This is a genomic window from Peribacillus sp. B65 (assembly GCF_058513295.1).
Window position 1 is genome coordinate 1,644,244 of record NZ_CP195840.1, and the last position, 13,499, is coordinate 1,657,742.

Annotated in this window: 16 protein-coding genes and 1 riboswitch; of the genes, 13 read left to right on the forward strand and 3 right to left on the reverse strand. The window is 39.2% G+C overall.

Annotated features, from left to right (window positions below):
- Nucleotides 1-99: 99 nt before the first annotated feature.
- From ACSR9O_RS08010 to ACSR9O_RS08055, 10 genes are all read left to right on the forward strand, one after another.
- On the forward strand, nucleotides 100-1,041 hold the full coding sequence (locus tag ACSR9O_RS08010) for an HPr kinase/phosphorylase (protein ID WP_491724262.1): 942 nt from the start codon (nucleotides 100-102) through the stop codon (nucleotides 1,039-1,041).
- The gene (locus tag ACSR9O_RS08015; protein WP_491724263.1) at nucleotides 1,031-1,315 is read left to right on the forward strand and encodes a lasso peptide biosynthesis PqqD family chaperone; all 285 of its coding nucleotides are present in this window, start codon (nucleotides 1,031-1,033) and stop codon (nucleotides 1,313-1,315) included. The genes ACSR9O_RS08010 and ACSR9O_RS08015 overlap by 11 nt, the downstream gene beginning before the upstream one ends.
- 33 nt (nucleotides 1,316-1,348) lie before the next feature.
- Entirely contained in the window at nucleotides 1,349-1,831 is a 483-nt protein-coding gene (locus tag ACSR9O_RS08020; RefSeq protein WP_491724264.1) for a lasso peptide biosynthesis B2 protein, read from the forward strand.
- A 199-nt stretch (nucleotides 1,832-2,030) separates the two neighbouring features.
- Nucleotides 2,031-3,830, forward strand: coding sequence for an ABC transporter ATP-binding protein (locus ACSR9O_RS08025; RefSeq protein ID WP_491724265.1), 1,800 nt, complete (start codon nucleotides 2,031-2,033; stop codon nucleotides 3,828-3,830).
- Nucleotides 3,831-4,216: 386 nt separating this feature from the next.
- Nucleotides 4,217-4,300, forward strand: a riboswitch (cyclic di-GMP riboswitch).
- 18 nt (nucleotides 4,301-4,318) lie between these two features.
- Entirely contained in the window at nucleotides 4,319-4,423 is a 105-nt protein-coding gene (locus ACSR9O_RS08030; RefSeq protein ID WP_491724266.1) for an anti-repressor SinI family protein, read from the forward strand.
- 491 nt (nucleotides 4,424-4,914) lie between these two features.
- A complete protein-coding gene (locus ACSR9O_RS08035; RefSeq protein ID WP_459734933.1) occupies nucleotides 4,915-5,052 on the forward strand; it encodes a hypothetical protein in 138 nt (45 codons plus the stop codon).
- Nucleotides 5,053-5,328: 276 nt separating this feature from the next.
- On the forward strand, nucleotides 5,329-5,460 hold the full coding sequence (locus ACSR9O_RS08040; protein WP_260358157.1) for a YwzD family small protein: 132 nt from the start codon (nucleotides 5,329-5,331) through the stop codon (nucleotides 5,458-5,460).
- Between the two features lie 94 nt (nucleotides 5,461-5,554).
- Nucleotides 5,555-5,743 carry a hypothetical protein gene (locus ACSR9O_RS08045; protein WP_491724267.1) on the forward strand — a complete coding sequence of 63 codons (189 nt, stop codon included), beginning with the start codon at nucleotides 5,555-5,557 and terminating at the stop codon, nucleotides 5,741-5,743.
- A 76-nt stretch (nucleotides 5,744-5,819) separates the two neighbouring features.
- Complete coding sequence (locus ACSR9O_RS08050) at nucleotides 5,820-6,056, forward strand: hypothetical protein (RefSeq protein ID WP_491724268.1); 237 nt, start codon at nucleotides 5,820-5,822, stop codon at nucleotides 6,054-6,056.
- Nucleotides 6,057-6,060: 4 nt separating this feature from the next.
- Complete coding sequence (locus ACSR9O_RS08055) at nucleotides 6,061-6,465, forward strand: hypothetical protein (protein WP_491724269.1); 405 nt, start codon at nucleotides 6,061-6,063, stop codon at nucleotides 6,463-6,465.
- A 228-nt stretch (nucleotides 6,466-6,693) separates the two neighbouring features.
- Here the strand turns inward: ACSR9O_RS08055 and tagU are convergent, their stop codons facing one another.
- Nucleotides 6,694-7,623, reverse strand: a complete 930-nt coding sequence (gene tagU, locus ACSR9O_RS08060) for a polyisoprenyl-teichoic acid--peptidoglycan teichoic acid transferase TagU (RefSeq protein WP_491724270.1) — start codon at nucleotides 7,621-7,623, stop codon at nucleotides 6,694-6,696.
- Nucleotides 7,624-8,238: 615 nt separating this feature from the next.
- On the opposite strand from tagU, the gene ACSR9O_RS08065 reads away from it, so the two are divergent.
- From ACSR9O_RS08065 to ACSR9O_RS08075, 3 genes are all read left to right on the forward strand, one after another.
- Nucleotides 8,239-8,367 (forward strand): hypothetical protein, encoded by a 129-nt coding sequence (locus tag ACSR9O_RS08065; RefSeq protein ID WP_260358148.1) that lies wholly within the window; start codon nucleotides 8,239-8,241, stop codon nucleotides 8,365-8,367.
- A gap of 25 nt (nucleotides 8,368-8,392) precedes the next feature.
- Nucleotides 8,393-9,367, forward strand: a complete 975-nt coding sequence (locus tag ACSR9O_RS08070) for a hypothetical protein (RefSeq protein WP_101222706.1) — start codon at nucleotides 8,393-8,395, stop codon at nucleotides 9,365-9,367.
- A 211-nt stretch (nucleotides 9,368-9,578) separates the two neighbouring features.
- Complete coding sequence (locus tag ACSR9O_RS08075) at nucleotides 9,579-10,226, forward strand: DUF2642 domain-containing protein (protein WP_101222705.1); 648 nt, start codon at nucleotides 9,579-9,581, stop codon at nucleotides 10,224-10,226.
- Nucleotides 10,227-10,255: 29 nt separating this feature from the next.
- On the opposite strand, the gene ACSR9O_RS08080 is transcribed toward ACSR9O_RS08075, so the two are convergent.
- Nucleotides 10,256-11,527: a replication-associated recombination protein A gene (locus tag ACSR9O_RS08080; protein ID WP_491724271.1), complete on the reverse strand. Its 1,272-nt coding sequence runs from the start codon at nucleotides 11,525-11,527 to the stop codon at nucleotides 10,256-10,258.
- A 387-nt stretch (nucleotides 11,528-11,914) separates the two neighbouring features.
- Nucleotides 11,915-12,907, reverse strand: a complete 993-nt coding sequence (locus ACSR9O_RS08085; protein WP_491724272.1) for a nuclease-related domain-containing protein — start codon at nucleotides 12,905-12,907, stop codon at nucleotides 11,915-11,917.
- Nucleotides 12,908-13,499 lie beyond the last annotated feature (592 nt).

Here is a 13,499-nt window from a genome sequence, read left to right on the forward strand (position 1 = left end):
GTTAATAGGGGTCTTTATCTAAAATAAAAGAAGTACCTCTCTATTCAAATATGTAATTAGAATAAGCGGATGAATTATTGATAAAGTGGTGATAATTATATGATCGGTATCAAAACAAGAACTATTTATGAAGCGTATGGTTTAACCGTTTCAAGTGATATAGCTTTGCCTGAATTGCTTCCTATTAATATAGTGGATGATAAAACGGATATTGTTATTGAAAAAGCGGATCTACATACATTATGGTCGGAGCATTCAGTTCCTGATGATGATTTTGTCATTAAGGAAGACTGGATTATGTTCCATGTTTCCAAGACGGCCATTTTCTTGATCCAAAGCGGAAATAGAATAGAATTTTGCCCAATTGATGCGGCACAAGAGGATGAGATTCGTCTTTATATTCTCGGAACATGCATGGGTGGAATTTTGATGCAAAGAAAAATCCTTCCTATACATGGAAGTGCGGTAGCCATAGATGGAAAGGCATATGCAATCGTAGGTGATTCTGGCGCTGGGAAATCCACTCTTGCATCAGCTTTTTTAAAAAGGGGCTATAAGCTCATGAGTGATGATGTCATACCAGTAACACTAAATAATGAAAATATACCAATTGTAACACCATCATATCCACAACAAAAATTATGGCTGGAAAGCTTAAATCATTTTGAAATGGATTCAAATAACTATCAGCCACTTATTGTTAGAGAAGATAAATTCGCTGTTCCTGTTCAAAGTCAGTTTATTACCGAACAACTCCCGCTTGCTGGTGTATTTGAATTGATCAAGAGTGAAAATGCCGAGATAGAAATTAAGCCAATATCATCTCTTCAAAGATTTTACAAATTGTATCATCATACATACCGTAATTTTTTTATACAAAAATCTGGATTGATGGACTGGCATTTTAATACTTCTGCCAAAATGATTAAGAAAATCGAGTTTTTCCAATTACGTAGGCCAACAAACCGTTTCACTGCGCCAGACTTATCGGAAATAATTTTAAACGTGTTAAATAGGGAGGAAAGAGTTCATGATTATTAATCAACTTGATACGAAATATAGCCAAAGCCCAGGAAACATAGTAAGTGACATGGACGGGGAAAAAGTCATGCTAAGCGTTTCAAACGGAAAATATTATAATTTAGGTGAACTGGGCGGGGAAATTTGGGAGTTAATGAAGGAACCCATCACGATTCAAGAGTTAGTTGCAACATTACAGTCACAATACAATGTCGATCAAGCTGATTGTCAGGCACATGTCACTGACTTTTTAAAACAATTGTTAGAACAAGGCATAGTTAGCATCCATTCCTAGTATCATGAATCTTTAGTCTAGGAGGCTAAAACAATGACTATCGTAAAGAAAGCTCAGACTTTTCTTCGATTAGATTTAAAGACAAAGCTGCTGTATATCGAAGCCTTTTTACATTTAGGCTGGGCCCGTTATCTTAAAAGCATTTCCTTTTCAAAAGTTGCCCCAACACTTGGTGAACAGATGAAAGAGTCTTCATATGAATTGAATGCAGAGAATAAAGAGATTTTAGCAAATGTTTCCCGGGCTGTAAATATGATGAGCCGCTACACCATATGGGAAAGCCAGTGTCTTGTAAAGGCAATTGCGGCTATGAAGATGCTGGAAAAACGAAAGATTGATAGCACTCTTTATTTAGGTACAGCCAAAGATGAGAATGGAGGACTCATTGCACATGCTTGGCTACGCAGTGGACCTTTTTATATAACCGGAGCTGAAGTGATGGATAGGTTCACTGTTGTTTCTAAGTTCTCTAAAAAGAACGGAGTTAGAGGACTGAAAGAACAAGAATCTGGTTAATAACCTGAAAACATAACTAAATAAACCCTCAAGATTAATCAAGGAGTCTACGCATCACCATCCCCCCCTTACTATCTTCATTGTGAATAATAATCTTAGAAAAGTGGATACCCAATACCTTTCCTTCCATTTTCGCGCTTTATCACTAGTAACATGGAGGAAAACGATTAAATATGGCCTGTAAATGGAGGATATGGTTATGAAGCATCTTTTACTTTTTACGAAACAAATACATGATTATTCCGGGAAAATACTATATATCAATCTTATTTGTATGATTTTAATAGGCTTTTTAGAAGGGGTAGGAATTTTCTTATTGATCCCATTGATTGGGGTGACCGGTGTAATGGACATAAAAACGGATGACATTCCTTTCTTAAGCTGGATTAATGAATTATTCACAGGAATTCCGGAGACGCTCAGTCTTTTATTAATACTTGGTGTTTATGTGATATTAATGACAGGACAAAGTATATTTAAGCGGAATCAAACAATCTTGGGAGTTAAAATCCAACAAGGTTTTGTTAAAAAGTTAAGGAATGAGGCGTATGGAAGTCTGCTGCAGGTCAATTGGGGATTTTACTTAAAAAAGAGGAAATCCGATATTATCAACATCATGACAAATGAAACCTTCAATGTAAGTGCAGGGATAAATTTATTTTTACAGTTTATATCTTCTCTTATTTTTACTTTAATTCAAATCGGAATAGCTTTTTATTTATCTGTTCCAATGACGAGTTTTATAATAGCCTTTGGGATCATTCTTATTTTTTCTTCACGGAAGTTTGTTAAAAAGTCTCAGTCTATTGGAAAGGAAACCTTTCAGCTAACACAAACCTATTTAGCGGGTATGACTGATCATCTCAACGGAATGAAAGATATCAAAAGTAATTCACTAGAGGAATCTCATTTGAATTGGTTTCTATCTTTAAGTGGAAAAATGGAAAAAAATAGAATCAAGTTAACGATTTTAAATACTACCTCCCAGATGATCTTCAAAATTGTATCTTCAGTCTTAATTGCCATTTTTGTGTTTTTTTCAATAAAGATGTTCATGGCCCAGCCAGCACAATTAATGCTGATAATGGTTATTTTTTCGAGGTTATGGCCAAGGTTTACTAGCATTCAATCCAATTTAGAGCAAATAGGGTCTACACTACCATCTTTTAAAGCATTGTCGGATTTACAAAACGAATGTAGAGAAGCAAGAGAGTTATATGAATCTGATTATAAAAATATCAAGTCTATTGAAATTATAAGAGGGTTAGATTGCCGTAATGTTTATTTTAGTTATGATCAAAATGAGCGCAATTATGCCCTTAAAAATATAAGCATACACATTCCCTCAAACCGTATGACGGCTATTGTCGGCAGATCGGGTGCCGGAAAAAGCACCTTAATAGATATATTAATGGGATTGAATCATCCTAATAGAGGTGAAGTCAGAATAGATGATATTCCCCTTACTAATGACCGCCTATTATCGCTGCGGAGGTCCATAAGTTATATCCCGCAAGATCCATTTCTCTTTAATTCAACAATAAGGGAAAATCTGCTGATCATTGACCCTGAGGCAAGTGATGAATCCATATGGGAGTCTTTGGAGTTCGCGGCAGCTGCTGATTTTGTCAGTAAGCTTCCACAAGGTCTGGATACACTCATTGGTGATCGGGGTGTCCGACTGTCAGGAGGAGAAAGGCAACGTCTAGTATTAGCCAGAGCGATCTTACGCAAACCGTCTATCCTTGTTTTGGATGAAGCTACAAGTGCATTGGATACGGAGAACGAAGCGAAGATTCAATCCGCTATTGAAAGATTAAAAGGAAAAATGACCATCATCGTCATAGCTCACCGATTATCGACGATTCGCAATGCCGATCAAGTGCTGGTCATGGATCAGGGAGAAATCATTCAGGTCGGTGAATATAACCAGTTAGCAAATGAAAAAAGAGGGATGTTTAGCAATTTATTAGGTATCCAAATGGAATCAAGAGTATAAATAGGAAGTTAACGAGAGTCAGGTTACAGCCATTTTAGGGTTTGTAATGCTGGCTTTTTTTCTTAGGGGAGAAAAATTAATAATGAATCACTTAGCCTACTTGATTCGAAGATTACTTTTGTGGAATAGTAAATACTAGATTATAATAGCGATTATATCCCTGCTTTTAATAAAATTGTTTTAAAGAAATCGCATTCTACCAGTGTTTTTACATTATAATGTCACTTTTTGATGAATTGTGTTGAAAAATGACATAAAAAAACGAATAGTATTAAGAGCTATTATTACTTTTTTAAGTATAATTAACATTAATATAGTTTTAATTAAGGGGAAATTTTTTTAAGGCATAATGGTTTACATGGGAATCGAAGAGTTTTGTGAAATATTCTTGAGAAAGGCAAACCTATTGAAAAGTAGGGACGCAAAATTACAGGTCTAAGGCTAAATGCTAAGACGGCTGTTTTACCACAAGTTGGGTGGGAATTATCATGGAAGCTAACAATGAACGAGAAGAATGGGTTTATCTAATTTTGGAAGCTAAAAATTTAGGATTATCTATTGAAGAAGTGCGAGAGTTCATCAAAGTAAAATGAAAAAATACGTTAGGGAAGGCTGTTATACAGTCTTCTTTTTTTATTTTTATTACCGTAAAAGGTATCTGAAATAAAGAACAAGGGGACAATGTTAAAAATGCAACCTAAATGAGAGGGATTTTTATTATGGATGTACCTTGTGCTTTTATAAAGGGGTTAATATGGGGAACTTTATTCAGTGTACCGTTATGGTTATCATTTTGCGGATGGATAAAAATAATAATGAATTTTATAAAGTAAGCGCTTAACAAATTTAGATATTAAAACGATACCTAGGCAGGATTTAACAGAAGATTATAGAATTTAGTTAAAGTACATAATACGTTAGTCGTTACTTTCTACAGATCTAAGAAATATAGCCTATAAAAAAATAGTTAATAATACTTAAATATTTTTGGTTATGTGCCGATACTACATATAGAGATCAAGCAAAGGGACTTCGCAAAAGGCGATGTCAGATAGCTGCCATCAAAATAGAAGGAGATTATTTGATGACAAAAAACAGGTTCATTACGTTCGAGGAAGTTTATGAAAAGAAACAAAGAAGCAAGAAAATTTTTATTGGGACTTATATTACCATTACATTAGTTTTAATTGCATTAATGACATATTTTATGGGACAAGCATAATATACGGTTTATCGAAGGGGCTGAGGGATCGGTCCTTTTTTTGTTTTTTTTATACCCACACTATTTACCTAAAACTTACTAGTATTCATTCCTAAGGGATATTTCAGAAATGTTAAAATTGGGTAAATTTTTGGTTTTTAAACTAGTTTCTGCTTGCCAATTCCCGCTTTATATGTGATTATCAAATAAATGAGCTATATTCCTTATTTTTGAAAAAAGGATTAGGACAACAGTATGAAATGGTGGCTCAATTATATATTGGAGTGGGAATTTCGCATGGATTTTTTTGATATTTTAAAAGACACTTTTGCTAAGGGTGAGTCTGGACAAGATGTTTCTGTAAATGAACTTGTGGAAGAGATTAAGGAGAAATTAAGCGGGATCATTGAACATCCTGATAGTATATGATTCGTAGATACTTCTTCCCGGGCTTATTGACGTTGGGTGTTGTTTGGTGCAGTTTTGTATAGAATGTTATTCTATCGTTTTCAGGGGCTCTTATATGTTGCCTTTTAGTGCAGATGATCTGCATCAAAAACTAACCGGTGGCCGTGTCCCTTTGTGGATGTTATCACGGACACGTTTGGCGGTTTGCTGGGAATCTTCTTTTCTCTTTTCTGGTTTCGAAGGAGAAGGCGTCAATGAATTTAAGAAATCATTTCCGTTACATATACTAAAGGAGCATGTTTAAAACATGCTTCTTTTTTATCGTTTTCATTTATATATAAATGAATGATAACCTGTGAGGGCGATGAGTATGAGGAGAATTGACGGCTATTCTCGGGGTGTTAGCTGCAGGAGTTTGTATCATTCTTTTTTTTCGATCGGTTCAAAAAGCGCGTGATGAAAGTGAGGCGGAGTTCGGGAAGTCCTGGGATTTGTTAAGTTCTAAAATAAAGCTTCGATTTCCGAATCGTGCAGATTATGTGCAAAATCGGTCACATGTATTTTTACAGCATATGAATGTGAAGTCCTTTCAGTATGATTTGCAGGCCGATACTTAAGAATATGAAGAACTGGATTCTGGATAAGGTTGGAGGGCAGCATAAAACGGCCTATGAAATTCCAGTTACACAGGTCTTCAATTCTCGCATTGTGGTGTTTATCTTGAACAAGATAGCTATGTTTTCACAGAAAAAGGCGAATGCTGTTTGTTATGGGATTATCGGTTTAAATAGATTCCTCTCCTTTTTCAGGATCGAGTTCGTTTTATTGAAAAGGGAGAGGCAATGCTCTCATGTATTGCCGAAAAGAGCTACTTCTCATGAAACATATTTCATTCTTGATCGATCACTGATGGCTTTCAGAATAAACATTTTGTCCTGTTTGCTTAGCATAGCCCAGCTGCCTGCTTTGATTTTCATACAAATCCACTCCTTTGGTTTAGGATTATTTATTATAGTTGATGAATGACGGTTGATGGAATTCCGGGTCCAGTGAATGATAGTGTCAAGTGATTATAGGGGCAAGGGGAAGATGGAATTGTCAGCTCATATTAGATTATACCGTCTTTTAGTGCCTAATAAACAACAAAAATTCCAACAAATCTCTACAATTGGTGTTCGTTTTTTGTCAGAATATTGGACGGGGAAAATGAAAAAGCTGTCAGGATGCGGGTCCGGACAGCTCTTTCATTTTTTCTTATTTGATGGATAATTGTTCTTTTAATTCGGATTGAACCTTTTCTTTTTCTTCATCCGACACGATATAATAGTAGATTCCGTCGATTTTCGTACCGTTGCCATTTATAGATGATTGGGTAATGCTTTTGCTTGCGTCCCTGTAGTTCTTTTGGATGTCCATCATGTCATCAAACGTCAAATTCGTCTGGATATTATTACCGAGTGCAGCGAAGACTTCATCGTATTTCGTCAATGATGAAAGGCTAGCGCCTTCCTTGATGACAGCCTCGATGATGGCACGTTGTCTGGATTGACGGCCGAAATCACCACTAGGATCATCATGTCTCATTCTTGAATAGGCAAGGGCTTCTTTCCCGTTAAGAGTATGCGTACCTTTTGCAAAATGAATGCCATCGGATGTGAAATCCAAATCGTTTTGTACGGTCACACCGCCGACTGCGTCAACGATATCCTTAAAGCCTTCCATATTGATCTTCATATAATAGTCGATTGGGATATCAAGGAAGTTTTCAACTGTATCCATGGACATTTTCGCGCCGCCGAAGGCAAATGCATGATTGATTTTATCCTGTGTTCCATGACCGACGATTTCAGTCCGTGTATCACGCGGAATGCTTAGCATTTTGACCGATTTCTTTTGTGGATTGACCGTCAAGACGATCATAGTATCTGAACGGCCTTTGTCGCCATCACGTTCATCGACACCGAGCATGAGCATCGAGAATGGCTCCTGATCTGATAGTGCAAGGTCCTTATTTCGTTTATCGGTGGTACGGTCTATTGGTGTATGCATCGTGTCAACGGTTTTTGTCAGTGAATTCCATACGGAGTAGGCAAAGGCTCCCCCAGCTAATATGAATAGTAGGACAATTACCCCGACTACCTTCAGCCATGTCCGCTTCTTTTTCTTCTTTTTTTCATGTCTCATATTTTACTTCCTTCCTCTTTTTGTAACCACTTCATCTATTATATTTAATTTCATAATAAAAGAATAGTATATTTTGCTACTTTATAATACCTTTGACATATTTGGAAGCCAATAAAAGGTTTTTGTTATGACTTAAAAGTTTAATTGTTTTTTATAATTGGTTTGAATTTTTTTGAATTGAATGCTGATATAGCAAGGGTTTAAAGCTATGACATTGTAGCAGCACGGCTATATAAAAGTCTGGATTTCCTCTAGGTAAATAGTCGTGGAATTTATGAAGGGTAGGCTGTTTTGAAAACGGTGAGTTCCAGCTACCTTTTCAATTCCCGGTAGGGGAAGGACGGTATCCGCCGCTGATCGAGGCAGCTCCGCAAAATGTTTCAGCTGAGCAGTATGTGGAGCTATATACAGAATCAGATTTAAAAATCACCTGTTATTCTGTGATGTAAACGAAGTTATAGTTTGGCAAGCTGCATGAACCGTGACAAAATCCGGACAAAGTAAAGCTCCTGTGTAGCCATTTCATTCTATATAGAAATATGTTGATGTAACTCCGGAAAAAATTCCCGAGTTTTTTTATTAAAAAGTAAGGCCCTTTTTTAAAAGTTGAATAGAATGGAAAAAGTGATTTTTCAAAAGGGAATTTCTAGGCGTACGACGATTTCCTACAAAATGGGTGATAAGCAGAGTCCGTATTGGAAAGCAGGCGCATATATATGCAGTACGGATATCATTAAAGTATAAATAACTATTGGAGGCTAAAGGAAAAATGGCAGAGACTGTTGGTTTACCGTACCTTGATGCTTTAACAGGAAAATCGGTGAGGGTGTTTAAAGGCGGGCCTGATTCTAGAGAAGGCAGGCTTATAGGAGTATTAAGCGATTATATCGTTTTACAAACAGGGAAAGATGAACAAACTCAACTTGTGTATTACGCAAGGGATCATTTGAAAATAGTTGTCGCGAATGCGAAAAAGTCACAAGTCGATTTATTGGCCGAGGAAGAAGAAACAGTATTTCCGACCAGTTTTTTAGGAGTGCTGTCAACACTTCAAACTAGCTGCATTCAAGTGAATGGCGGCGGTCCGGGATCTAAAGTTGGCCGGGTTGTAGATGTGAAAGATGAATTTTTAGTTTTATCCACGGAGAAGGATGGGCTTGTTTTATACCCGATTTCCCATATTAAAAGTGTAACAGTGATCGAAGAATCAGACGAACAATTATTGCCTGAATTTGTTTATAACGGAACCGATACACTTAATGGCCTTCTGACTCGCTTAGTCCACAACTGGGTATCCGTTTTCGCTGGTGGACCTGAGAGGGTTGAGGGCATCCTGATGAAAGTGGCTGATACGTACCTTATCGTTGTGCATAAAGAAGAATTATTTTATGTGCCAACTGATCATGTCCAATTCGTTGCCTTAACTGTGAAGGTAGAGGAAGAAGCTGAAGAGGAGACAGATGAAAATTCCGAAGATGGAGGTTCGTCGGACGGAGGTGCATCAAACGCGAATTCAGCAAATGGAAATTCAGCAAACGGAAGTAGAAAGGATGAAAGCAGTTCATTAGAAGAGAGCAGTTCTTCATATGAAAGCTCTTCAAGCTCAAGCTCATATGAAAGCTCTTCAAGCTCAAGCTCAAGCTCAGATGAAAGATCAGGAAGACGCAGAAGTCCTCGTGCAAATGCATTCAAGCAAATTTGGATTGAGAACTTAATCAAAGCTTCAAATCAAAATATCCGGTAAAGAAATACCAAACAGGTACAGCAACCAAAATCGAGTTGTTGTGCCTTCTTATGGAAGGTGGACATGCCGTTATTGCCAAAGATGGATTCATTGGGATTCAATACACCTTTGATTTATTTTTTCATTTGCAAAAGTTTATGTTCAAATGCTTTTAAAATGGCCAAGCAACCATTTTGTTTGGTTGATCTTAATATAAAGGGGGAAGCGTCGCTTGTTAGCAAAACATATAGGCCAGTATATGGAACTGGAGCTCTCAGGGAATATACATGAAGCGGGGATTTTAATTGAAGTAAGTTCTGACATCATCGTTTTGTATACTGGAAAAGCCTACCGTTACGTTCCATTCCGGCACATTAAGAATTTTTCCTTTCCTATAATCGATGAGGAGATTGGTTCGGGAGGAGAGCCGGAGATTGACGAGACCTCGTTCCGAAAATTACTGATGAATGCGAAGGGGATGTTTGTTGAAATCCTGCTCACGAAAAAAAACTCGGTTCATGGTTATATCGTGGGCATCATGAATAACTATTTCGTCTTTTATTCGCCAGTATTTAAAACGATGTTCATTTCGATGGATCATTTAAAGTGGCTTTCGGTTTGTAATGATGAAAAGGGTCCATACGGTTTGAATAAAGGGGAACAATTGGCACAGGTTTCATCTTTAAGCTGGGCCAGGACATTGGAGGAACAGGTAAAAAAGTTAACCAATAAACTGGTGGTGCTCGACTTGGGGATGCATCCGCAGAATATCGGGATGATCAGTGCAGTGAAAGATGGCATCATTGAGATGGTGAATGCTCAAGGGGAGGCGATTTTTGTCAACATGAGGCATGTTAAAAGTTTTCATTTCCCACAATAAAGAAACTCCGGGTCTGAAGCGATCCGGAGTTATTTCTTTTTCTCGATATTTTCATATACCGAGGCAAGGGCTTGTTCGAATTTCCCGCTCTTTTTCGGTTTGTAGTATTTTTTTCTGTGCAGTTTGTCGGGTAAGTATTGCTGCTTCACCCAGCCATTCTCGTAGTCATGCGGATAAAGGTAGCCGATGCCGCGTCCGAGTTCAGTGGCCCCTTTGTAATGGGCATCCTTAAGATGATCCGGTACATCTCCACTATGGCCGCTGCGAATATCGGAAAGAGCCGCATCAATTGCGGTAATGGCGGTATTCGATTTAGGTGATAGGCATAACTCGATCACGGAGTTGGCAAGTGGAATCCGGGCTTCGGGAAACCCGAGCCGTTCAGCGGCTTCGACTGCAGCGAGGGCCCTGGGACCAGCCTGCGGATTGGCGAGACCAATGTCTTCGTAGGCAATGACCACCATGCGGCGGGCAATGCTGACAAGATCGGCGGCTTCGACCAAGCGCCCCAAATAATGAAGGGCTGCATTCACATCACTGCCGCGAATAGATTTTTGGAAAGCCGACAGAACATCATAATGGGCATCTCCATCCTTGTCATGTGAGAAGCTTTTTTTCTGCATGCATTCCTCGGCAATTTGCAGATCTATATGTATCGTTCCGGACTCATCGGGTTCGGTGGAAATGACGGCGAGCTCAAGAGCGTTAAGCGCACTGCGGACATCTCCGTTCGAAGCCGTCGCGAAATGGGTAAGGGCATCAAGGCTGACATCCGTTATATACGCACCAAGCCCGCGCTCTTCATCATGAAGTGCCCGTTCCAGAGCTTTGGTAATATCATTGGTTTCCAATGATTTGAGCTCGAAAATCTGGCACCTGCTTCGAATGGCCGGATTGATTGCATGATAGGGATTGCTGGTCGTTGCACCAATCAAGGTGATCATCCCGTTTTCAAGATAAGGCAAAAGGAAATCCTGCTTCGCCTTATCGAGCCGGTGAACCTCATCAAGCAGCAGAATCACTTTTCCGGACATCTTAGCCTCTGCTGCCACGATTTCCATATCCTTTTTATTATTGGTCACCGCGTTCAGTGTCCTGAAAGCAAACTTCGTGCTTCCGGCAATCGCACTTGCAATCGAAGTCTTGCCAATTCCCGGCGGACCATACAGTATCATGGAAGAAAGCTGCTTGGCTTTCACCATCCTTGCGATAATTTTCCCTTCACCGACCAGATGCTCCTGCCCGATGATCTCATCTATCGACCGAGGCCGCATCCGGAAAGCAAGCGGTTTAATATTCATTGCGCACCTCTCCTTTTTATATAAGGTATCACAACTGATGGGGGAAATGCGCTGATTATGCTGTAAAAGAGGGTGAATTCCTATTATAGTAGTCCGTTTCGGGATTTAATTTATGCTGTGAGATCGATAATTCGATCTAGCAGTGGACTAATTCGACCTACCGGCGGAAAAATCCGACCTAGCGGTTGACTAATTCGACCTACCGGCGGAAAAATCCGACCTAGCGGTTGACTAATTCGACCTACCGGCGGAAAAATCCGACCTAGCAGGTGACTAATTCGACCTAGCGGCGTAAAAATCCGACCTAGCGGTAGACGAATTCGACCTACCGGGGAACTAAATCGACCTACCGGCGGAAAATCCGACCTACCAGAGGACTAATCCGACCTACCGACGTAAAAATCCGACCTCTCCTTCTATGAGAGAATTTAATATATAATATCTGCCTCTAGTATGGCCGGAATGATTCAGTTTTAGTGAAAGTAATAGTTTTTTTGCACTGGATGGGGATTGGAGTTGTAGGAAGTTTCGAAATTCCCTGTTGGTAATGGTAGGTTTGACGAGGTATAGATAATCATATAGTGCCGAAATGTGTGCATCGAGGGAAATATCCAAACAGGTACGGCAAATCCACTTTCTTGATTTCCGCTCCATCGAAAATGCATGACACTTATCGCAGAATACTCCGGTTTGGAGGGCGGTAATCGGAATTCTATAATTCTCGAGCGGTTTAGGAATATAAGGGATGTGACTATCAAGCAATAAATTCGATAATCGTTTCATTGCTCTAGTAGAAAGGACCGCTTCGTTATACTTGTTTTTTAATTCCTCAATTTTAAGTAGAATCCGATCCTTACGTGTCACTATTCTATTAATATCCGTATTCCCGGCCCGAATGATCGTTGAAGAATTGGCACTGACTACGAGAGTTTCAACTGGAAGGTTGTTCGTTCTTTTTGTTTTTAACCAGTCTAACAAGTGCTGGCGCTGCCGGCTCACTTGCAATATGGGATCATCAAAAGCTTCGGTTTTTCCATCTGTATTTGTACGGATAAGTTGATTGAATGCATTATCGAAAAAAATTTCACCAGCCATGTTTTTGACTTCAAGGATTAAAAGGAAAGAGGATGTGAGAATGAGGATGTCCATTTGGAAGGGGAAAGGTGATCCAATAAGTCGGAGGTCATGAAAGAGTAGATACTCTTTTTCAGGAAGGGATTTAAGAGATTGAAAGACTCTGTTTTCACCGTTGTATCCAGCCTTGATTTTTTTGATATCTTCAATAATTGCCGGGTGCTTCGCATGCCCAGGAGGTAAGCGTCTCATCAGAGCTTCGAGCATGTCTATTTTTAAAGGCCTCTTGCAGTTTTTAATAATCATGATAACCACTCCTTATAGATTTAAGTGAAGTATTCTCGGTTAATAAAGTGATTTCCTGTATTTTAGTGAAATTAAATGTGGCATGGATGAACTTTTGTATTAATTCGACCTATCCTTGCAATAATCCGACCGTTCGGTTGAAAGATTCGACCTATCCTCACAAAAATCCGACCGTTCGAGCGAAAAATCCGACCTAGCGTAAATAATCCAGCTTCCAAGCGAAAGATCCGACCTATCCCTGCAATAATCCGACCGTCCGGGCGAAAGATTCGACCTATCTCTGCAATAATCCGACCGTCCGATCGAAAAATCCGACCTAGCGTAAATAATCCAGCTTCCGATCGAAAAATTCGTTCTAGCACCCAATAATCCTACCGTCCGGGCGAAAGATCCGACCTATCCCTGCAAAAATCCGACCGTCCGAGCGAAAGATCCGACCTATCTCTGCAATAATCCGACCGTCCGGGTGAAAGATTCGACCTAACCCCGCAAAAATCCGACCGTCCAGGCCAAAATTCCGTCCTAACCCAACCTTTTTTTATCTTTTCCTACCTCTCCAATTAGGATAATTTGACAAATGAAGGGCGGGTGA

Coding starts and splice junctions, on each gene's coding strand:
- ACSR9O_RS08040 (WP_260358157.1), top strand. CDS start 5,329: ATGGATTTTTTTGATATTTTAAAAGACACTTTTGCTAAGGGTGAGTCT.
- tagU (WP_491724270.1), bottom strand. CDS start 7,623: ATGAGACATGAAAAAAAGAAGAAAAAGAAGCGGACATGGCTGAAGGTA.
- ACSR9O_RS08035 (WP_459734933.1), top strand. CDS start 4,915: ATGACAAAAAACAGGTTCATTACGTTCGAGGAAGTTTATGAAAAGAAA.
- ACSR9O_RS08045 (WP_491724267.1), top strand. CDS start 5,555: ATGTTGCCTTTTAGTGCAGATGATCTGCATCAAAAACTAACCGGTGGC.
- ACSR9O_RS08065 (WP_260358148.1), top strand. CDS start 8,239: ATGGAAAAAGTGATTTTTCAAAAGGGAATTTCTAGGCGTACGACGATT.
- ACSR9O_RS08030 (WP_491724266.1), top strand. CDS start 4,319: ATGGAAGCTAACAATGAACGAGAAGAATGGGTTTATCTAATTTTGGAA.
- ACSR9O_RS08070 (WP_101222706.1), top strand. CDS start 8,393: ATGGCAGAGACTGTTGGTTTACCGTACCTTGATGCTTTAACAGGAAAA.
- ACSR9O_RS08025 (WP_491724265.1), top strand. CDS start 2,031: ATGAAGCATCTTTTACTTTTTACGAAACAAATACATGATTATTCCGGG.
- ACSR9O_RS08080 (WP_491724271.1), bottom strand. CDS start 11,527: ATGAATATTAAACCGCTTGCTTTCCGGATGCGGCCTCGGTCGATAGAT.
- ACSR9O_RS08015 (WP_491724263.1), top strand. CDS start 1,031: ATGATTATTAATCAACTTGATACGAAATATAGCCAAAGCCCAGGAAAC.
- ACSR9O_RS08085 (WP_491724272.1), bottom strand. CDS start 12,907: ATGATTATTAAAAACTGCAAGAGGCCTTTAAAAATAGACATGCTCGAA.
- ACSR9O_RS08020 (WP_491724264.1), top strand. CDS start 1,349: ATGACTATCGTAAAGAAAGCTCAGACTTTTCTTCGATTAGATTTAAAG.
- ACSR9O_RS08010 (WP_491724262.1), top strand. CDS start 100: ATGATCGGTATCAAAACAAGAACTATTTATGAAGCGTATGGTTTAACC.
- ACSR9O_RS08055 (WP_491724269.1), top strand. CDS start 6,061: ATGAAGAACTGGATTCTGGATAAGGTTGGAGGGCAGCATAAAACGGCC.